At 62.8% G+C, this 19198-nt stretch carries 25 protein-coding genes and 1 tRNA gene; 11 read left to right on the top strand and 15 right to left on the bottom strand.

The annotated features are described in order from the left end of the window. Positions 1 to 146: 146 nt before the first annotated feature. Genes pgeF through lgt form a run of 3 tightly spaced genes read right to left on the bottom strand, consistent with a single transcriptional unit; the run spans position 147 to position 2856 of the window. On the bottom strand, positions 147 to 902 hold the full coding sequence (pgeF, locus tag LCF59_RS06915) for a peptidoglycan editing factor PgeF (protein WP_292286717.1): 756 nt from the start codon (positions 900 to 902) through the stop codon (positions 147 to 149). Continuing rightward, complete coding sequence (locus LCF59_RS06910) at positions 899 to 1975, bottom strand: SAM-dependent methyltransferase (protein ID WP_292286716.1); 1077 nt, start codon at positions 1973 to 1975, stop codon at positions 899 to 901. The genes pgeF and LCF59_RS06910 overlap by 4 nt, the downstream gene beginning before the upstream one ends. Continuing rightward, a complete protein-coding gene (gene lgt / locus LCF59_RS06905) occupies positions 1972 to 2856 on the bottom strand; it encodes a prolipoprotein diacylglyceryl transferase (RefSeq protein WP_292286715.1) in 885 nt (294 codons plus the stop codon). The genes LCF59_RS06910 and lgt overlap by 4 nt, the downstream gene beginning before the upstream one ends. Positions 2857 to 2949: 93 nt before the next feature. Between lgt and LCF59_RS06900 the strand changes: the two genes are divergently transcribed. From LCF59_RS06900 to LCF59_RS06880, 5 genes are all read left to right on the top strand, one after another. Further along, a complete protein-coding gene (locus LCF59_RS06900) occupies positions 2950 to 3195 on the top strand; it encodes an accessory factor UbiK family protein (RefSeq protein ID WP_292286714.1) in 246 nt (81 codons plus the stop codon). Between the two features lie 445 nt (positions 3196 to 3640). Further along, positions 3641 to 4141, top strand: a complete 501-nt coding sequence (locus LCF59_RS06895) for a YbjN domain-containing protein (protein ID WP_292286713.1) — start codon at positions 3641 to 3643, stop codon at positions 4139 to 4141. A gap of 33 nt (positions 4142 to 4174) precedes the next feature. Next, positions 4175 to 4990, top strand: a complete 816-nt coding sequence (gene proC, locus LCF59_RS06890; RefSeq protein WP_292286712.1) for a pyrroline-5-carboxylate reductase — start codon at positions 4175 to 4177, stop codon at positions 4988 to 4990. Next, positions 4983 to 5321 (top strand): tRNA-binding protein, encoded by a 339-nt coding sequence (locus LCF59_RS06885; protein ID WP_292286711.1) that lies wholly within the window; start codon positions 4983 to 4985, stop codon positions 5319 to 5321. Before proC ends, LCF59_RS06885 begins: the two co-directional genes overlap by 8 nt. After that, positions 5318 to 6268, top strand: coding sequence for a D-glycerate dehydrogenase (locus tag LCF59_RS06880; protein WP_292286812.1), 951 nt, complete (start codon positions 5318 to 5320; stop codon positions 6266 to 6268). The genes LCF59_RS06885 and LCF59_RS06880 overlap by 4 nt, the downstream gene beginning before the upstream one ends. Here the strand turns inward: LCF59_RS06880 and LCF59_RS06875 are convergent. The 3 genes from LCF59_RS06875 to LCF59_RS06865 form a co-directional block, all read right to left on the bottom strand. Beyond that, entirely contained in the window at positions 6265 to 6519 is a 255-nt protein-coding gene (locus tag LCF59_RS06875; protein WP_292286710.1) for a hypothetical protein, read from the bottom strand. The genes LCF59_RS06880 and LCF59_RS06875 overlap by 4 nt on opposite strands. Positions 6520 to 6813: 294 nt before the next feature. Beyond that, on the bottom strand, positions 6814 to 7293 hold the full coding sequence (locus LCF59_RS06870; RefSeq protein WP_292286709.1) for a PRC-barrel domain-containing protein: 480 nt from the start codon (positions 7291 to 7293) through the stop codon (positions 6814 to 6816). Positions 7294 to 7403: 110 nt separating this feature from the next. Continuing rightward, positions 7404 to 7985 (bottom strand): thymidine kinase, encoded by a 582-nt coding sequence (locus tag LCF59_RS06865; RefSeq protein ID WP_292286708.1) that lies wholly within the window; start codon positions 7983 to 7985, stop codon positions 7404 to 7406. Here LCF59_RS06865 and LCF59_RS06860 point away from each other — a divergent pair. The 3 genes from LCF59_RS06860 to LCF59_RS06850 all read left to right on the top strand — a co-directional run bounded on the left by LCF59_RS06860 (position 7984) and on the right by LCF59_RS06850 (position 8979). Next, positions 7984 to 8115 (top strand): hypothetical protein, encoded by a 132-nt coding sequence (locus tag LCF59_RS06860; RefSeq protein WP_292286707.1) that lies wholly within the window; start codon positions 7984 to 7986, stop codon positions 8113 to 8115. The genes LCF59_RS06865 and LCF59_RS06860 overlap by 2 nt on opposite strands. A gap of 68 nt (positions 8116 to 8183) precedes the next feature. Next, entirely contained in the window at positions 8184 to 8642 is a 459-nt protein-coding gene (locus LCF59_RS06855) for a hypothetical protein (RefSeq protein ID WP_292286706.1), read from the top strand. Further along, the gene (locus tag LCF59_RS06850) at positions 8629 to 8979 is read left to right on the top strand and encodes a YigZ family protein (protein ID WP_292286705.1); all 351 of its coding nucleotides are present in this window, start codon (positions 8629 to 8631) and stop codon (positions 8977 to 8979) included. The genes LCF59_RS06855 and LCF59_RS06850 overlap by 14 nt, the downstream gene beginning before the upstream one ends. 23 nt (positions 8980 to 9002) lie before the next feature. Here LCF59_RS06850 and LCF59_RS06845 read toward each other — a convergent pair whose 3' ends face one another. From LCF59_RS06845 to LCF59_RS06835, 3 genes are all read right to left on the bottom strand, one after another. Continuing rightward, positions 9003 to 9392, bottom strand: coding sequence for a thiol-disulfide oxidoreductase DCC family protein (locus LCF59_RS06845; protein WP_292286704.1), 390 nt, complete (start codon positions 9390 to 9392; stop codon positions 9003 to 9005). Positions 9393 to 9536: 144 nt separating this feature from the next. Beyond that, a complete protein-coding gene (gene rimO / locus LCF59_RS06840) occupies positions 9537 to 10907 on the bottom strand; it encodes a 30S ribosomal protein S12 methylthiotransferase RimO (RefSeq protein WP_292286703.1) in 1371 nt (456 codons plus the stop codon). 411 nt (positions 10908 to 11318) lie between these two features. Beyond that, the gene (locus LCF59_RS06835) at positions 11319 to 11906 is read right to left on the bottom strand and encodes a GcrA family cell cycle regulator (RefSeq protein WP_292286702.1); all 588 of its coding nucleotides are present in this window, start codon (positions 11904 to 11906) and stop codon (positions 11319 to 11321) included. Between the two features lie 121 nt (positions 11907 to 12027). Between LCF59_RS06835 and LCF59_RS06830 the strand changes: the two genes are divergently transcribed. Beyond that, the gene (locus tag LCF59_RS06830) at positions 12028 to 12837 is read left to right on the top strand and encodes an ABC transporter permease (protein ID WP_292286701.1); all 810 of its coding nucleotides are present in this window, start codon (positions 12028 to 12030) and stop codon (positions 12835 to 12837) included. 194 nt (positions 12838 to 13031) lie between these two features. Here LCF59_RS06830 and LCF59_RS06825 read toward each other — a convergent pair whose 3' ends face one another. The 3 genes from LCF59_RS06825 to dapF all read right to left on the bottom strand — a co-directional run bounded on the left by LCF59_RS06825 (position 13032) and on the right by dapF (position 15909). Next, entirely contained in the window at positions 13032 to 13727 is a 696-nt protein-coding gene (locus LCF59_RS06825) for a CDP-alcohol phosphatidyltransferase family protein (RefSeq protein WP_292286700.1), read from the bottom strand. A 116-nt stretch (positions 13728 to 13843) separates the two neighbouring features. After that, positions 13844 to 15106, bottom strand: coding sequence for a tRNA (N(6)-L-threonylcarbamoyladenosine(37)-C(2))-methylthiotransferase MtaB (gene mtaB / locus LCF59_RS06820; RefSeq protein ID WP_292286699.1), 1263 nt, complete (start codon positions 15104 to 15106; stop codon positions 13844 to 13846). Next, positions 15103 to 15909 (bottom strand): diaminopimelate epimerase, encoded by an 807-nt coding sequence (gene dapF, locus LCF59_RS06815; RefSeq protein ID WP_292286698.1) that lies wholly within the window; start codon positions 15907 to 15909, stop codon positions 15103 to 15105. The genes mtaB and dapF overlap by 4 nt, the downstream gene beginning before the upstream one ends. 172 nt (positions 15910 to 16081) lie before the next feature. Between dapF and LCF59_RS06810 the strand changes: the two genes are divergently transcribed. Further along, positions 16082 to 16157 (top strand) — tRNA-Lys (locus LCF59_RS06810). Positions 16158 to 16415: 258 nt separating this feature from the next. Here LCF59_RS06810 and LCF59_RS06805 read toward each other — a convergent pair. The 3 genes from LCF59_RS06805 to LCF59_RS06795 form a co-directional block, all read right to left on the bottom strand. Beyond that, positions 16416 to 16625, bottom strand: coding sequence for a DUF2892 domain-containing protein (locus LCF59_RS06805; RefSeq protein ID WP_292286697.1), 210 nt, complete (start codon positions 16623 to 16625; stop codon positions 16416 to 16418). Positions 16626 to 16728: 103 nt separating this feature from the next. Next, positions 16729 to 17403 carry a Crp/Fnr family transcriptional regulator gene (locus tag LCF59_RS06800; protein WP_292286696.1) on the bottom strand — a complete coding sequence of 225 codons (675 nt, stop codon included), beginning with the start codon at positions 17401 to 17403 and terminating at the stop codon, positions 16729 to 16731. A gap of 181 nt (positions 17404 to 17584) precedes the next feature. Further along, the gene (locus LCF59_RS06795) at positions 17585 to 18019 is read right to left on the bottom strand and encodes a hypothetical protein (RefSeq protein WP_292286695.1); all 435 of its coding nucleotides are present in this window, start codon (positions 18017 to 18019) and stop codon (positions 17585 to 17587) included. Positions 18020 to 18273: 254 nt separating this feature from the next. Between LCF59_RS06795 and LCF59_RS06790 the strand changes: the two genes are divergently transcribed. Beyond that, entirely contained in the window at positions 18274 to 19170 is an 897-nt protein-coding gene (locus LCF59_RS06790) for a metal ABC transporter substrate-binding protein (protein WP_292286694.1), read from the top strand. Positions 19171 to 19198: the final 28 nt, after the last annotated feature.

The following is a 19198-nucleotide window of genomic DNA, read 5'->3' as shown; positions in this document are numbered from 1 at the left end:
CGATGTTTCGAAATACCTCGTGAAAACAGACCCTTGATAAACTGTGGGCTTGGGCCTGCACCCGCTCGCATCAAGATCGCCGGCCCATAAGGCGGCAATCTTGGTATTTGTTGCGCGGCAGGCGACAAAGCCGTGCCACCTGGAACCTAGAGCCGGATCACCGAGATCAGCCGGCCGTAATCGGCCTCGCGCGCATGGGTGGACCTGCGGTAGGAGTAGAACCGGTCCGCATTGGAATAGGTGCAATGCCGTGTCCATTCCGCATCCACGCCCGCAGTGCGCAGCTTGTGCAGTCCAAAGCCCGGCAGATCAAACTGGTACCGCCCGTCCGCCCCATTGGCGAAGAACCGCGCGAATTGCGGATCATCGTCCAGAAATGCCTCAAGGAATTCCGGGCCAACCTCGTAGGCTCTCTGGCTGATGCTTGGGCCGATCACGGCGGTGATGTTCTCCCGGTCGGCGCCGAGGTCGATCATCGCCTCGACCGTCGCCTCCAGAACCCCGTCCAATGCGCCGCGCCACCCGGCATGGGCCGCACCGACGACACCCGCCTCCGGGTCGGCGAACAGCACCGGTTGGCAATCGGCAGTCAGAACCCCCAGCGCAAGCCCCGGCGTATCCGTCACCATCGCATCGGCCTTGGGCTTGGGTGCGCCCAGCGGACCGTCCACTGTCGCCACATCGGCTGAATGAACCTGGTGCACTGTCACAAGATTGTCTTCGGCGACCTGCATCGCCTCGGCCACCCGCGCGCGGTTGATGTCGACGATCTCGGACTGGTCGGTCGATCCCGATCCACAATTCAGCCCGGCAAAGACCCCCGAGGACGCGCCGCCGCGGCGCGTGAAGAACCCGTGGCGCAGGGGCGCAAGACTGTCCGAGGTGATGATCTCAAGCGTCATGGGTCAAGTCCCGGTGGCGGCGAAGCGGTGCCGGGGTAAAGCCCCAGCACCTTGAACAGGGAACCCATTTCATCGGGGTGGGTCAACCGTCGATGCGCGGCAACATGCGCCCCCAGGGCTGCCGGGTCCAGACTTTTGGCCAAACCTTGCGCCCGCGGTGTGATTCCCAGCCGTTCAAGAAAAACACCCTGGTTGGTCAGTTGCGTCGCCGCGCATTTCGCCCTGAGCGCCGACCGCGCCAAGGCCTCGAAATCCACATGCGCGGTCAGATCGGCGTGTCCCGGAGCCTCGAAGGGATCAACCGGCCGGTGCGCCCGCACCGCCTGGAAGGTATCGCCATCGGACCGCCACCCGCCGTAATCAATGACGACCGCCATGCCGCCCTGTGCAGCGATCCGGTGCGCCACCGCGTCGATCACCGTCTGCCCCTGTGCGCAGACCTCGACCAAGGCACCGGGTGCCGTATCTCCAAGCCGGTGCTCCAGCATGTCGATCGGTGCCGGATCGCTCAGTCCGCGTTGCAGTCTGCCCGCCTCGGACAGGCCCACCATCACCTCGCGCCATCCGTTGTGGTCGCGCTGGAACTGGCGGATCGGCAGGGCATCGAAAAACTCGTTCGCAATCGCGAAGACCGGCATATCCTCCGGCAGGGTCTCGACCGTATCGTGCCACACCGGCTGATGCGCGGGCAGGGCGGCGGCTTGCAAATCGCGCATCCGCGCCGAGGCCTCGACCAGGTGCAGCGCGGCGGCCGTGTGAAACCCGGGGATCTGCAAAGTCGCGCGCATCACGTCGGCGATGAGCGTCCCGCGCCCCGGTCCAAGCTCGACCAATGCAAACGTCTCCGGTGCGCCTTGATCCATCCAAGCCTGCGCGACGCAGAGGCCGATCACCTCGCCGAACATCTGGCTTATCTCGGGTGCGGTGGTGAAATCACCCGCCGCGCCCAGCGCATCCTGCGTTGTGTAATAGCCGTGTTCGGGATGCAGCAGACAGGCCGACATGTACTGTGCCAGGGACATCGGCCCGGTCGTCCTGATCTGTCGTTTCAGTATCTCGGCAAGGGCGGTCATGTCCGGCGCGCCGACCTCCAGAGGTAGAGCCCGATGGCAATCATCGGCAGCGACAACAGTTGCCCCATTGTCAGCCCGTATCCGCCCACATGCCAGGCCAGGCCAAGCGGATTGCCCTCGGACACGAACTGCGCGTCAGGTTGGCGAAAGAACTCGACCAGGAAGCGCGCCGCGCCGTATCCGCCGATGAACAGCCCGACGATCCGCCCCGGCACCTTGAGCGCCCCGCGCCGGAACGCCAGCCACAGCAAGGCGCCGCCGAGCAGGATGCCTTCCAGGACCGCTTCATAGAGTTGCGAGGGATGCCGCGCACAGATCTCTCCCGCCGCCTGTCCACAGGCCTGTGCCGCCGCACCGGGAAACTGCACGCCCCAGGGCAGCTCCGTCGGCCGGCCCCAAAGCTCTGCATTGATGAAGTTGGCGATCCGCCCCAGCAGCAGGCCCGGCGGTGTGGCCAGGGCCATCATGTCCGCCGCTGAGCGCAACGGGATGGAGGCGCGCATGCAATAGAGCCAGCCAGCGAGAATTACCCCGATCAGCCCGCCGTGAAACGCCATGCCGCCTTGCCATATGAAGGGGATCTGCATCGGGTTGGCGAAATAATAGGCGGGTTGGTAAAACAGCACGAAGCCAAGCCGCCCGCCAAGAATGATCCCGAGGATCACCCAAGTCAGCAATTCCTCGACCTGTTCGGGCCGCATCGGCGGTGTGTTCGCGGGCCAGAGCGCCGCGCGCTTCACGGCTGCAACCGCGATCCGCCAGCCGATCAGGATGCCGGCGATATAGGCCAGCGCATACCAGCGCAGCGCAAGGTCCATCCCGAAGATCGAGATGGAAAAAAGCTCCGGAGAGACATTCGGAAAGGGCAGGCCGGTCGACATGGGTGCAGATGTTCATTGCTCCGGGGCGAAGTCAACCTTGTGCCGACCGGGTCCGCGCCCCATATAGAGGGCAAGATCAGATCGGAGAAAACAATGCAGACCCGCAACAAGGTATTCGAGGACATCTCGCAACTGATGACCAACGCCATGGGCGTGGCTCAGGGCGCGCGTGAAGAAGCTGAAACAGCGATGAAATCCATGATGGACCGCTGGCTTGCGGAACGTGATTTCGTCACCCGCGAAGAGTTCGACGCTGTGCGCGCCATGGCAATGAAGGCCCGTGAAGAGAACGAGGCGCTCAAGGCGCGCCTTGACGCGATGGACGCCGAGCAGAAGTAAACCCCGGCGTCTTGCCAGGCGACGCCATCTGAAGACATGTGATCCGGGACCGATCAACCACGGGATTGGCCCGGTCCCGTTCTGGGCTGCGCCCTGCATCGCAGCCGTCAGGTGCGGGTACGCGGCGTTTCCAATATTGCAGTGAAGTCCCGACCGGCCCCGGCACATGCCGGGGTGCCGCAGCGCGGCACATCGCGCTGTTTCGGGCAAGGCAGCCGCGAATTTCGTGACTGTTTCCACAATATGTGGACCAACCGGCGCGCCCCACATCTGCTGGACTTCTCCACAACTTATTGTGTGTGTCATGGAAATATAGCTTTACGCGGGTGCGTCGGCTATGCAGCATATGTGGTAGGGGTCCAAGCAGAAATGCGCAGCCCCTAGAGCAGGCATCGAAAGGTAGGGTCTGGCCCGCCTTTCCGCACAGGCAACAGGAGGCGGCGCTATGGCCCTGTCCGAACAGTATCTTGAAGACGACGTTCACCCCATCGACATCGTTGAACACATTGCCGTTCATCACGACTGGGATTTCGACCGGATCGCCGAGGACCAGATCGCCATGGCGGTGGAAGGGCAGTGGCGCACCTACTCCATCACGCTGGCGTGGTCGCAATTCGACGAGACGCTCCGCCTGATCTGCACCTTCGACATGGAGCCGCCAAAGGACCGCCTGCCGGCGCTCTACGAAAGCCTGAACACGGTCAACGACCAGTGCTGGGCCGGGGCGTTCACATATTGGCAAGAGGCCAATCTGATGATTTTTCGCTACGGTCTCGTTCTGGCGGGCGGCAATGTCGCCAGCGCCGAACAGATCGATACGATGATCTCCTGCGCCGTCATGGGCGCGGAACGCTACTACCCGGCGTTCCAGCTTGTCGTCTGGGGCAACCGGGATCCGCAAGACGCGCTTCAGGTCGCCATTGCAGAGGCATACGGCCGCGCGTAACACTGCCCCCTGACGCAAATCGTTGGGGGCGCCATGCAACACTCGGATATCGCCAAACGCGGTCTGGTCCTTCTGGGCTGCGGCAAGATGGGATCAGCCATGCTCGAAGGCTGGCTTGCCGGTGGCGTGCCGCCCGGATCCGTCTGGATCAACGATCCGAACCCGTCCGATTGGGTGCAGGGGCAGGGAATAAACCTCAACGCTGACCTGCCGGCTGACCCGGCCATCGTCCTGGTCGCCGTCAAACCCCAGATCATGCGCGATGCACTGCCGTCGCTGGCGCGACTGGGCAATGGCACAACCCTGTTCCTCTCCGTGGCCGCCGGGATCACGATCGCCACATTCGAAAAGATGCTCGGTACCGATACCCCGGTCATTCGGTCGATACCGAACACGCCGGCCGCGGTGAAACAGGGGATCACCGCGATCATCGGCAACGCCCGGGTGACCGAAGCACAGATGCAGGATGCAGAAACGCTGCTGTCGGCCATCGGCCAGACCGTGCGGCTGGAGACCGAGGACCAGATGGATGCCGTCACCGGCCTGTCCGGATCCGGCCCGGCCTATGTGTTCCACATGATCGAATGCATGGCGCATGCCGGAGAAGCGCAGGGCCTCGCCCCCGATCTGGCGATGACGCTCGCCAAGGCGACGGTCGCAGGGGCTGGCGCGCTGGCGATGCAGTCAGACGACACCCCGAGCCAGCTGCGGGTCAATGTGACCAGCCCCAACGGCACAACGCAGGCCGGGCTGGACGTTCTGATGAACGAAGACACCGGCCTGCCACGGCTCATGGCCGATACCATCGACGCCGCTGCCAAACGGTCAAAGGACCTCGCCAATGGCTGAAATCGGGTTCGACACATTTGAACAAGTGGATATCCGCGTTGGGACCGTCACGCGTGCGGAACCCTTTCCCGAGGCGCGAAAACCGGCAATCAAGCTCTGGGTCGATTTCGGGGACGAGGTCGGCATCCGAAAATCCTCGGCCCGGATCACCGACCACTATGCGCCCGAAACGCTTGTCGGCAAGCAGGTCATGGGCGTCGTGAATTTCCCGCCCCGTCAGATCGGCCCCTTCATGTCCGAAGCGCTTGTGCTGGGCTTTGCCGATGCGCAGGGCGCCATCGTTCTCGCCATCCCCGACCACGACACCCCGAACGGAGCGCGCCTGTGCTGAAACTGCTGATCACCCGGCCCCTGCCGGACACCGTCATCGCCCAAGCGCGGGCGCATTTCGACACCACCATGCGCGACCAGACGACCCCGATGGACCGCGCCGAACTGGTCCAGAGCCTGTCCGATTACGACATCGTTCTGCCCACGCTTGGCGATCTCTACAGCGCCGATGTGTTCGACGCCGTTCCAAATCCACGCGCAAGGCTGCTGGCCAATTTCGGTGTCGGATACAACCATATCGACGCCGCCGCCGCGAAATCCATCGGCATCGCGGTCACCAACACGCCGGGTGCCGTAACCGACGCGACCGCCGATATCGCAATGACGCTCATGCTCATGACCTGCCGCCGGGCGGGCGAAGGCGAACGGCTTGTCCGCGCGGGGCAATGGCAGGGCTGGCACCCGACGCAATTGCTGGGCCTGCACCTGACGGGCAAGACGCTTGGTATTGTTGGCATGGGCCGCATCGGACAAGCCATTGCGCAACGCGCGCATCACGGCTTCGGAATGACGCTGAAGTATTACAACCGCTCGTCCAAACCGCTGCCCTTTCCCGCCGAACAGGTCGCGTCGCTTGCCGATCTGGCCGCACAGGTGGATGTGCTGGTCATAGCGGTCCCCGGCGGGGCCGAGACGCACCACATGATCGACGCATCCGTGCTTTCGAACATGAAACCCCACGCACGATTGGTGAACATCGCGCGTGGGGACGTGATAAAAGAGGATGATTTGATCGCGGCGCTGGAAAAAGGCGCCATCGCCGGCGCCGGGCTGGATGTCTACGAACATGAACCCGATGTGCCGCAGGCGCTGATCGGGATGGAGACCGTCACGCTCTTGCCGCATCTGGGCACAGCGGCCCTCGAAGTGCGCGAGGCGATGGGCCTTATGGCCATCGACAACGCGCTTGCGTTTGCCAAGGGCGCGACGCTGCCGAACCCGGTCTAGACCTCCTCGGCATTCCGGCGCGGTATCGCTCCATCGCGCATCGGGTTGTCGCGTGTCGGCCATTCGGTGTCGCGGTTCTTGATCATGCGCGACACGTAATAGGCGCTTGGCCACGCCAACACGAACCCGATGACCGCGGCCGCGCCGATGACCCACCAGGTGTAGTACCCCATCGAAAAGGCCGTTATGACAAGTGTCCCGGTGATCAAGGAACCACTGAGAAGCGAAAGAATGATAGATAGTCGGTCCATTTGGATACCTCCTTTGACCAATCAACGTGACAGGGGCAGGTCCGGTTCCCAGGTCGCACCACGTCAATTCAGATATTGGTGAAGCTGTGTCCTGTGCTCATGCCATTCGACAAGACGTCCGCATGACCCGGTCCGCCCTTGGCGAAAGCGGCGCCGTCACGCCGTCGCATGTCATCCCGAAGGGCGACCTGTCAGAGCCCAGACCCTGATCCCTGGCCATTGGGCTGCACGATCCTTTTGTTCGAACAAGAAAGGGGCCAAACGGCCCCCTTCTGTCCCGAATTTCGAAAGGGGTCACTCCCAGAAGCCCTCGTCAACGCCTTCCATGCTCTCCAGCTGCTCTTCGTTGTGCCTGGTCACGAAGGCATAGCTGCTGTCATCCAGCGCCGCGAGGTTCAGGTCCGCGACCGGAATCATCACGTGCTTGTCGGCGACATCAAGAAAACCTCCGACCTCGGCAACGATACCGATCATCTGGCCGGTCCGGTTCAAGACGATATCCTCGATTTCACCGATATCGTTCCAATCTGCACCGACCGCGTCGTACATGGTGTCAGGCGACCAGCCTTCGTCATCGGCTTCGTTCATCGTGTAGACATTGCCGCCGGTTATGTCCCGCGTGCGGATCAGGCCGTCTGCATCATCCATCGATGTGGACGCACCCATGCCGCTCTCCGACATGCTGCCGTCTGTGTCCGAACCCGTGTGGCTTTCGGCCCAGGCACCTGCGGTCGAAAGCGTCAGAGCGAGGGCGGATACGAGTAACTTGGTCATTGGTCTCTCCAGTCATGCTGTTGCAGTCATGGAAAGAACAAGCTCCACGGCGCTTGCGTTCCTGAAAATCTTTCATGATTTCGGGGGGGGCGACCGGGGCGGCCCCGACATCACCGCGTGCCGGTTTCCTGCCGCCAGTGCTTGCGGCACAGGCTGACGTAGGTCTCGTTCCCGCCGATCTGGACCTGGTCGCCTTCGGTCAGCGCGGTGCCATGCGCATCGCGGCGGACAACCATCGTGGCCTTGCGCCCGCAATGACAGATCGTGCGCACTTCTCGCAGCGAATCCGACAGCGCCAGCAGGGTCGCCGAACCGGGAAACAACGCGCCCCTGAAATCCACCCGCAGCCCGTATGCCATCACCGGGATGCCCAGATCGTCGGCCACCCGCGCCAGTTGCCAGACCTGCACCGGGGTAAGAAACTGTGCCTCGTCGATAAAAACACAGGCGATCGGCTGGCGCTCCTGCAGCATGACTATTCGTGCGAACAGATCGTCGGTGGTCGCAAAGGTCTCTGCCTCGCGGGCAAACCCGATCCGTGAGCCAATCTGCCCCTTGCCGGCCCGGTCATCGAACGCCGCTGTCATCCGGCAGACCGTCATGCCGCGCTCCTCGTAGTTATGCGCGGCCTGCAACAGCAGGGTGGATTTCCCCGCGTTCATCGTCGAATAGTGAAAGTAGAGCTTCGCCATGCCGCGTCATGTGCCGCAACAGGCCCCGGCGCGCAAGGTTCCGGGCGCGCCGCATCGCCACATCGGGCCGGACAAGGTGTGCCTTGAACCCGACACCTTCGGCTCCAGCACCAACATCCCATTGCATTAAGATCAAAGTCAGGGAAAACAGGCACCATGGGTCCCAGAGTGCGCGGGACGATCCAAAGGGGTCTGTATATGCCAACGTTCGGTCCGTATCTGAAGAAACATTCCGAGTTGCTTGTCAAGGACGTCGGCATCGAGGCAGCGTGCCGGATCACCGGCAAATCCAAGGCGACACTTGGCCGCTATTACGCCGACCACGATGAACACGCGGACCGCTTCATGCCGATCGATGCGGTGGCGGCGCTGGAACAGGTGTCCAGCTACCCCCATGTCACCGCCGCCCTTGCCGAACTGCGCGGCATTTCCCTGACCTTCGAGACCCGCCGCGACAATGAAACCAGGAAAGGCGGGGTCAATTCCGATGTCGTCGCGCTCAGCCAGCGCTTTGCCATGCTGATGTCCGAATACCACCAATCGATCCAGGATGGCGTGATCAGCGCCAATGAGGCGCGCCGCCTGCTGCGCGAAACGCTCGCGCTGCAACAGGTCCTGGTCGATATGAAGCTCAATCTCGAAGATGAAACAGTTTGACCGCGTCATCTCCGATCGCGGATCCAGATACGCGGTCAGCGGCGGTCCCGTCGCAACCCGCGATGCAGCATTGGGGTTTCTCAAGGACCTGAAACGCGCCAGGAAATTCGCCAAGGCGACGCATAACACCTGGGCCGTGCTGTTTTCCGAAGGACCGCCACTCAAGAATGACGACGGCGAAGGCGGGGCCGGGCAGATCATCCTGCAGATGCTCGAACGCGACGCCCTGACAGATCACATCATCGTCGTCACCCGCTGGTATGGCGGCAAGCACCTGGGCGGCGACCGCTTCCGCCATGTCCAGAGCTGCGTGCGCCATTACCTCGACAACCGCTAAAGCCGCGCCGGCGTGGGGGCGCGTCACCGCGACTGGCTGACACGCCGCGCCCGACGCCGAAGGTGCCAGCGATAGATCAGCGGCGCCAGCAGGTGATCATAGCCAAAGCCCGCCATGTGACGGACCCCCGGAAAACCGATCACCCTGGCAAGCCAGCGGTATCGCGGCATCTCGCGCCATAGTTCAAGAAAGGCGGGAATGCCCGAGTGGACCTGCCCGTCTCGCATCACGTAAAGCCGGCGCGCCGCCTTGTCCTCGTCGATCCCCCAGGCCGCCCGGTCGGGCCCGTTCAGATCGTCGAACCGGATCGGCAACCCCTCTTTTTGCGCATAGGCGGCATAGTGGTTGATCTCGAACGAACAGACAGGGCAGTCGTCGTTGTAAAGCACGCGCGTTTCGGATCTCTGTGTCATGCCCGAAAGGTAACCCGCGCGCCGGGCGCGGCAAGGCATGGCGGGTTTCCGCTGCGGTCCGGGTCTTCTCTGGTTGGAAAATATCCCGGGGGTTTGGGGGCAGAGCCCCCAAGCGGTCGCATCAGGCGCAGCCTGATCCGATCCTCAAAGACGCCCCCAGAGATCGTATTCCCCGGCCTCGTCCACCTCGACCGACACTATCTCGCCGACGCTCAGGCCTTCGGTCCCCTCATCGATGAACAGGTTGCCATCGATCTCGGGCGCATCGGCCTTGGTGCGGCAGGTGGCGATGCCGTCGGCGTCGATATCGTCGATGATCACATCCATCCGCCGCCCGACCTTCGCGGCCAGCTTGGCCTCGGAAATCGCCTGCGCTTTTTCCATGAACCGGTCCCAACGCTCCTGCTTGACCGCCTCGGGGACATGATCCGGCAAGGCGTTCGACCGGGCGCCGGCGACATTCTCGTACTGGAAACACCCGACCCGGTCCAGCTGCGCCGCGTCCATCCAGTCCAGCAGCGTCTGGAACTCGGCCTCGGTCTCGCCGGGATAGCCGACGATAAAGGTGGACCGCAGGGTGATGTCGGGGCAGATCTCGCGCCAAGCCGCGATCTCGTCCAGCGTCCGCGCGGCGGCGGCGGGCCGTGCCATGCGCTTGAGCGTCTCGGGATGCGCATGCTGGAACGGGATGTCCAGATAGGGCAATACCAGCCCCTCGGCCATCAGCGGCACCAGATCGCGCACATGCGGGTAGGGGTAGACGTAATGCATCCGCACCCAGGCGCCCAGGGACCCCAGGTCACGGGCCAGCGACAGGATCGGAAACTTCTCCTCCCGGTCGGTCCAGTCCGTGCCATAGGCCGAGGTGTCCTGTGAAATCACCAGAAGCTCTCGCACGCCGCTTGCGACCAGTTTTTCCGCCTCGCGCAGCACCGCACGCGGGGGCCGCGACGTGAGCCTGCCGCGCATGTCCGGGATGATGCAGAACTTGCACTTGTGATTGCAGCCCTCGGAAATCTTCAGATAGCTGTAATGACGCGGCGTCAGCGACACGCCCGAAGCGGGCAGCAGGTCGACAAAGGGATCCGGCGCAGGCGGCACCGCGCTGTGGACCGCGTCCAGCACTTGTTCGTATTGATGCGGCCCGGTCACCGCCAGCACGCGGGGATGCGCGCCGGTGATGTAATCCGGCTCCGCGCCCAGGCAGCCGGTGACGATCACGCGGCCGTTTTCCACCAGGGCCTCGCCGATCGCATCGAGGCTTTCCGCCTTGGCCGAATCGAGAAACCCGCAGGTGTTCACGATCACCGCGTCGGCGCCGGAATAATCCGGGCTGATCCCATAGCCTTCGGCGCGCAGTCGGGTGAGGATGCGTTCGCTGTCCACCAGCGCCTTGGGACACCCCAGCGACACCATGCCGATGGTGGGCTGGCCGGCGCGGGGCGCGTCGGACAGCCGCGCGGCTGGCGCAAGATCGGGGCGAAGCGAAGGGGGGTTCTGGGTCATGCGCTGCATATAGGCGGTCGCGCCGCCCGGCGAAAGCCCGAACCGACCGCGGAATTGACGGCGCAGCCTGCCGTCCCGGCGCGCAGAGGCGCGTGGGACCCGGACCAACTGAAGTGCCGGCCATGCCCGGCACCAGCCAGCGCTTTTGCGCAGTCTCGCTCCGTTCGTACTGTTCGCGCCCCGCGATGCAGGCTCTGCGACCGCCCCTGCTCGGGGGCTCTTCAGTCAAATCCAGTCCTCTGCCGGGGGTGTCGCAGAGCCGTGTTTCGGCCCTGTGGGCAGAGCGGCCTTTAGGGGTCCCGCCCGCCCGGTGATATGGTCGGGCGGTCGGTCCGGAATGGTAAAGAAACGGTAAATCCGTCCCTGTAACCCATTGATCTTACGTGTCTGGCAGGGCGTCCCAGCCGTGGGACGCCCGGATCATCGCCGCCGGTCGCGGCGCGATGACATGGGTTGGAAGGCAACTCCGACATGGGCCTCGCAATAGGGTTTGCCTTGCTGGACCGGAAGCCCGCAGAACCAGAAATCCGATGTCGCCGGGTCCCCGACGGGCCATTTGCAGGTCCGCTCGGTCAGCTCCATCAGGGTCAGTTTCTTGGCTTTCTTTTCGATAGCATTCACCTTCGCCAAAGCTTCGGGGCTGATTTCATTCGCCGATGGCTGCGGCGGCAATGGCTGGCCCGCCGGAATGATCTGCTTGCGCGCGTTTGCGGCCGGGCTCGCCGATTTCGTTTCCATCGAAACGGCTGGCTTGGCGGGCTTTTCCGCCGCCAGCTCCTTGGGCTCGGGCTTCGGCTTGGCCTCTTCCGCGGCCTTGGGGGCCGGCTTCGGCTCGGGCTTGGCCGCCGCGGGCGTCGCGCCGGCGCGGTTCGACAGGCCCAGGCGATGCACCTTGCCGATCACGGCATTGCGGGTCACGCTGCCCAGCTCCTTGGCAATCTGGCTCGCTGACTGGCCTTCGTTCCACATCTTCTTGAGCAGCTCAACACGCTCATCGGTCCAGGACATCTCTCGCCCTCCATCAAAAAAAGCGGCCGTTTGCGTTGGCCGCCCGAAATCTCTAAGTCAGCATCTATTCTAATCATGCACGGGAGAGTTACAACCCGCGCAGACCGTCAAGAGGCCATGAATGCAGAACACCGGGCAGATGATCGCGAAGGAGCGCCGTTTCGGGCGCGTAAACTGGCTGGGCCTGCTGACGCTGGGCCAGCGCGAGGTGCTGCGGTTCCTCAATGTCTGGACCCAGACGCTTTTGGCACCGGTGGTCACGGCCGGGCTGTTCATGCTGATTTTCACCATCGCCATCGGACCGCGCCGAGGGGATGTGATGGGGGTTGATTTCACCACCTTCATCGCGCCGGGCATCCTGATGATGACGGTGATCCAGAACGCCTTTGCGAATACCTCGTCCTCGATCGTGGTGGCCAAGGTCCAGGGCAATATCGTCGACACGCTGATGCCGCCGCTCTCTGCGGGCGAGCTGGTTCTCGGCTACCTTGCCGGGGGGGTCGCGCGTGGGTTGATGGTGGCCCTTGCCATCGCAGTGGCGCTCTGGGTCTTTCTGGGTATCGTGCCGCAGCAGCCCTTGGCGGCGCTCTTTTTCGTCGTCGTGGGGGGTGCGCTTTTGTCCGGGATCGGCATGGTCGCCGGTATTTTTGCCGAGAAGTTCGACCAGATGGCGGCGATCACCAATTTCATCGTGACACCGCTCGCCTTCCTGTCGGGCACCTTCTATTCGGTCGAGGCGCTTCCGCCGCTTCTGAACGATATCTCGCATGCCAACCCGATCTTCTATCTGATCGACGGTGTGCGCTGGGGCATGATCGGCGTATCGGACAGCAGCCCGCTGCTGGGCGCGGTGGTGGCGGTTGTCAGCACGGTGGCGATCAATTTCGTGGCGTGGTCATTTTTCCGGCGCGGCTACCGGCTAAAGGCGTGATCCCGCCCTCGATGCCCCGATCCGGGCCAGTGCCAACACGTGTTTCGGGGCCGGTCTGGCCCGGACCCGGAGTGTGGCGCCGGCGCGATCACGACACCGCCCAGTTTGCTGACAAGCGCGCTGTGCAACGGGCCTTTCCGCCCGCCCGGGCGCTAGATGACGTCCCGCCGAAGCCCCGCGACAGCGCGGGACGGTCACGACGGCTTGGCCGGGACCACCTGTTGCACGATTCCGACCAGCACCAGGTAGACGGACGTTGCGATCAACCCCCAAACCGCCCAGCTTTCGGGGTGGAAATCTACCCAGGCCGCCCAGCCGGCAAAGAAGGTCCACGCAAGTGCGATGGGCAGCGACAGGGTGCGCCAGCGTTCGGTGCGCACGGGATGGATGAATTTCAGTGGCAGGAACATCGTTACCGACAGGATCGCGACGATGGCCAGTGAAACCCAGAAATTCGGCTCTATCGCGAAAAGCACGAGGACAAGCATGTTCCAACAGCCCGGAAAGCCCTGAAAAGAATTGTCGGGCATCTTCATCCGGCAATCCGCGAAATACATCACCGATGCGAAGGTGATCGTGATGATCGCGAACCACCCCATCCAGCCAGGCAAAAGGCCGGATTGGAACAGGGCAAAGGCAGGGATGAACACATAGGTCAGATAGTCGATGATCAGATCGAGCAGCACGCCGTCAAAGCGTGGCGCGTTCACTTTTACATCGTATTTGCGGGCCAAGGGCCCATCCACGCCATCGACGGCAAATGCCACCACCAGCCAGAGAAACATGATCGACCATTTTTCCTGCGCTGCCGCGAGCAGCGCAAGCATGGCAAAAACAGCCCCCGTGGCGGTGAGCAGATGGACAAGAAGCGCGCGATATTTATCCGTCATTGCGGCGTTCTGGCGCAAAACAGTGACAGGCGCAACGGATCTTGCGGGACAGCCGCGAGCATGGATGATCTTGCCACATCAAGCTGTGGCGTTCGGGCACGGATATTCACGTGCCGTCACATCGACGCGGCGACGAGGTGCTGGTCTTCCTGCCCGCTGATTGTCGTGCTGACGATCTGGCCCACCGGCTGGGGGCTGGCAAAGCGGACTTCCGTGAATTGCTCAGTCCGGCCCATGTCCGGCGCTTCCATCAAGACGCGATGCGCGCAGCCTTGCTGCTGGTGCAGGTGACGGGTCACCGCGTCCCGCCCTTTCGCGCGCAGGTGTGCGGCGCGGGATTTGATCGTGTTGCCATTGACCTGCGGCATCCGCGCAGCGGGCGTTCCCTTGCGCGGGGAGTAGGGAAAGACATGCAGCCAGGTCAGGTCGCACTCGTCGACCAACCTCAGAGAGTTTTCGAACTGCGCCTCTGTCTCGGTCGGGAAGCCCGCGATGATGTCCGCGCCAAAGGTCATGTCGGGCCGTAGTGCGCGCGCCTCTTCGGCAAAGCGGATCGCATCGTCGCGCAGATGCCGCCGTTTCATGCGTTTGAGGATCAGATCGTCTCCGTGTTGCAGGCTCAGGTGCAGATGCGGCATCAGGCGCGGCTCGGTGGCGATTGCCTGCATCAGGTTCTCGTCCACCTCGATGCTGTCGATCGAACTGATCCTCAGGCGCGGAAGATCGGGCACCAGCTTGAGGATGCGCATGACGAGATCACCCAGCTTTGGCGTCGCTGGCAAGTCCGCGCCCCAAGAGGTCAGGTCCACGCCGGTCAGCACCACCTCGTTGAAGCCGGTGTCCACCAGCCGCTTGATCTGGTCCACGATGACGCCGGCAGGCACGGAGCGTGAATTGCCCCGGCCGTAGGGGATAATGCAGAATGTGCAGCGGTGATCGCAGCCGTTCTGTACCTGCACGTAAGCCCGGCTGCGCGTGCCGAACCCGTCGATCAGATGCTGCGCGGTTTCCGTCACCGACATGATGTCATTGACCTGCACCGCTTCGGTCTGGCCGACAAAATCGGCCGCAAGGCCGGACCATGTGTCCGGCGTCATCTTCTCGGTATTGCCGATGACCGCGTCCACCTCGGACATCTCGGCAAAGGTGCCGGGTTCGGTCTGAGCGGCGCATCCGGTAACAATGAGTTTCGCCTCGGGATTCTCGCGCCGCAGTTTGCGAATTTCCTGCCGCGCCTTGCGCACCGCTTCGGCGGTGACGGCGCAGGTGTTGACGACCACGGCGTTTTCCAGACCGGCCTGTCCGGCCAGGTCTTTCATTGCCTCGGTTTCGTAGGCGTTGAGGCGGCAGCCCATGGTGGTGAACTTTGGCAGGGTCATGACGCCTGCTCCAGCCAGTCTGGTCTGAGTGTCCCTGTAAAGACATGGGCGGTCGGCCCGGTCATCCAGACACCGTCGTCGCGCCAGTCAATCTCGATCGTTCCGCCATCAAGGTCGATCTGCACGCGCGGTCCGGTCAGGCCACGCCGCGCGGCTGCGACAGCAGTGGCACAAGACGATGAGCCGGAGGCAAGCGTCACGCCGACACCGCGCTCCCAGACCCGCATGCGCAGATGGTTATTTCCAATCACGCTGGCGAATTGCACGTTGGTGCGCTCGGGGAAAAGCGGGTGATGCTCAATCTCGAACCCGCGCGATTCAAGGTCCACCTTTTCGGCATCGGCGACGAAGAAGGTGCAATGCGGATTGCCCATGCCGGTCGCTGTCGGCGCGCCGTCGATTGGCAGTTCCAACGTGTCCGTTTCCTTTGCCAGTGGCACCTTGTCCCACGCAAGTTGCGGTGGACCCATATTGACCGAGGTGAGACCGCGCCCCGCATCCCGCGCGCGTAAATGTCCTCGCTCGGTGGTCAGGACCAATTCGGGGAGCTCTGTTTCGGTCATCAGGTGGCGCGCGATGCATCGCGTGGCATTGCCGCAAGCCCCCGCAGTGGATCCGTCCGCGTTGTAGAACGTCAGCCGGGCGGCGGCATCGCCCTCGCTCGGTTCGATGATCGCGAGCTGATCAAACCCGACGCCGCGATGCCGGTCGCCAATCGCCTGTGCCAGATTTGCCGTCATCTTTACCGTCTGCACACGCCCGTCCAGCACGACAAAATCATTGCCGAGCCCGTGCATTTTCATAAATGAGATGGCCTGTGCCGTATCGTGCGTCATGAGCGCGGATATACGCCCCCGGACGTCATCTTTCCAGTGCGTTGACTTCGCCACTCCGCGCAATTCGTGAAGTTTGGCCGGGATTGGGTCCTTTTGGGGGTTGACCGTCCCCCGACGTCTTTCTAGGTAGCGGCACAGTGGGCCGTTAGCTCAGTTGGTAGAGCAACTGACTTTTAATCAGTGGGTCGCAGGTTCGAACCCTGCACGGCTCACCACTGAATTTCCGTAAAGTCCTGAAAGGGATCGGGCCCGCACAGGGCGTCTTCCAAGGTGAATGCGCCGGGTGCCGCGGGGCCGAGGCCAACGGGCGTCGTCGTGCCGCGTTTGAGTTCGCGACCGTTCACGGTTAGGCGCTGTTTTGGCTATGCCGTGTGGGGTTTCTGGCAGGGTCTGCCTGCGATCGGGATTCGCCCGAACGAAGGCTCAGCGCCGCCAGACGGCGGCACATGAGCTGTGCAAGCGGCTTTGGCGTGTCAGCCGTTGCGGCAGGTCTTGACGCCGATGATGCTGTAGGCTGGGCAATTGCCGATGAACGCCGTCACCGCGAAGACAACCGCGACGATCACGGCCAGCCAGAACAGAATGCCGGATCCGAGCACATTCGTCCCAAGCGCGAGGACCAGCAACAGGACCGCAATGCCGAGTCGCAGGCCGCGGTCGATTTTTCCCATATTCGTAGTCATGTTTCCCTCCATCGAGAATCTACACCCGAATTATGGCACGTCAGCGCCCGAATTTTCAGTGACTTGGTCACAGACTTGGAGGAAAGGGCTTGTCTTGCGCGGATCACACCTGCGCGTGTGCGCTTCTCACCAGGCGTTCCAGCCCGTCGTGCCCGATGAGCCGCACCTCACCGCGCGATTGCTCGATCCAGCCGCGGCGTTGGAATTCCGACAAGGTCCGCGAGACCACCTCGCGCGCGGTGCCCAGTTCGGTGCCGAGAACCGCGTGGGTCGCGTGCACCGTGTCCGTGCTGTCCGCCAGTTCGAGCAACCGCGAGGCCAGCCGCACATCCATGCGCTGGAACACGATGTCATCGATCAGGGTGAATAGGTCGGTGATTCGACGAGAATAGGCGGTGAAGACGAATTCCCGGAACACCGTCGACCGGGCCACGAGCGTGTCAAAGGTCTTGCGCGGAATGGCCACCGCTTTCACCTCGGTTTCGGAAATGCCTTCGGCAGAGTAATCTTCGAAGGCCAGCATGCAAGCCGTGGTCAGGACACAGCTTTCACCGGCATGCACGCGATAGAGAAACACCTCGCGTCCGGTGTCGGAGCGTTGCTGCACCTTCACCGTCCCTTCCAGCAGCAGCAAAAGGTTGTCCACGGTTTGCCCCGGCTCGAAGATTTCCTTGCCAGCCGGGACGGTCACGATCTGGCTTCCTGCCTCGAGTTCGGACCGGATGTCCTCCGGCAGGCGGCTCAGCCCCGCAAATTTGTCGATCCAGGATGCATCCATTTTTGAACGTCCAGCGCTTGGCGCCAGGGGGGACGCAGCCATCCCCGTGTCTGACCTCGGTTTCGATATTAGCCGATTGGCTGGTCAAACACCTACACTGCACATGTGCTTGTGACAAATGCGACAGACTGACAGAGAGGACGGTCCCACCGCGCGCAATGACTGGCGCGGTGGGGACGTTTCAGAAGCTTAGAACACGTGTATCTGCCGCCATCAGCGTGGCTGCCATCTCGTCAGGCTTTGCAACGCCGATTCCATCCAGCAGAACGGACTGGTCATCGCCCCGGCCCGGAAGATAGATCGCACAGACCTCGACGGTTGCGTCTGTCTTGTCCCGGATCATCTGCATCAGGCCCTGCGGGCTCATGTCGCGTGGCGGCTGTCCCGCAGTGGCGCTTTCGGGAGCGTCCTGCAGCGCGAGATCCCCGGCTGGACCACAGAGCAGAATATGGGCATCCGCACCCTGCTGCGCAGCCTGGAAGGTCAGGACCATCGACATGAGCTGCGTCTGCGCGTCCGGCGATGTCACGACGGTGACCAGCTTGGACGCATCCTGCGCCGCCGCGGAAACGGCAGTTGTCGCGGCGAGAATGGTGGAGAGGATGAGTTTTTTCATGGAGTGCCTCCTTGGGGTTTGAAATGTCTCCACTGTGGCGGGCCAGCCGTGTGGCGTTTTTCCCCGCAGTGAAGGTCGCGTCATATCAATGCTGCCACGCGGCACGACACGCTGTCGGTGACTTGATCACTGAACCGCGACGGCACAGGAATTTTCCAGCCGTGCCCTTGCAAAGCAGGCTGCAGGGGGTAATAAATGCGAATGACTTGCATTTTCATGGTGGGCTCGACCTGGCGACCACGGAGGCACGTTCGATGAAATCGAAAACTGCGACAATCCTGTCAGCCGCTTTGCTTGCGCTGGGGACGGGCGCTGTGGCGGAAGAGAAATTGAAGGTGGTCACAACCTTCACCGTTCTGGCGGACATGGCAGCCAATGTTGCCGGTGATGCGGCAGAGGTTGTCTCTATCACCAAGCCGGGGGCCGAGATTCACGGCTATCAGCCGACGCCGCAGGATATCGTGCGCGCGGTCGATGCAGACCTGATCCTCTGGAACGGCCTCAATCTCGAGCTTTGGTTCGAACAATTCGTCTCGAACCTTGGCGATATGCCCTCCGTTACAGTGTCCGATGGAATCGATCCGATATCCATCGCGGCGGGAAGCTACGCCGGAAAGCCCAACCCGCACGCGTGGATGGGGTTGGACAACGCGTTGATCTATGTCGATAATATCGCCAAGGCCTTTGCCGAACAGGATCCTGGAAACGCGCCCGTCTATGCCGAGAACGCAACCCGCTACAAGGAGGCGTTGCGCGCGACGCTGGAGCCGTTGCGCGACGCGGTGGACGATGTGCCGCAATCGCAGCGCTGGCTTGTCACCTGCGAGGGCGCCTTCAGCTATCTCGCCCGCGACCTGGGCCTGCAAGAGCTTTACCTCTGGCCGATGAACGCCGATCAGGTGGGCACGCCGCAGCAAGTGCGGTCCGTGATCGACGGTGTGCGCGACAACAATATCCCCGTGGTTTTCTGTGAAAGCACCGTCAATACCTCACCGGCAGAACAGGTCGCGCGGGAAACCGGTGCAGCCTATGGCGGCGTGCTCTATGTTGACTCATTGAGCGACGCCGGCGGCCCGGTGCCGACGTATCTCGATCTGCTGCGCGTGACCACGCAAACCGTGGCGGACGGGCTGACGTCTGCCGCGAATTGATCCTGGCCTGCAGGGCCGTGCAGCCCCG

This window comes from Marivita sp. (assembly GCF_020055675.1).
Lineage (GTDB): Bacteria > Pseudomonadota > Alphaproteobacteria > Rhodobacterales > Rhodobacteraceae > Marivita.
The sequence above is the reverse complement of the archived record's forward strand: the minus strand, read 5'-3'. Positions and strand labels throughout refer to the sequence as shown.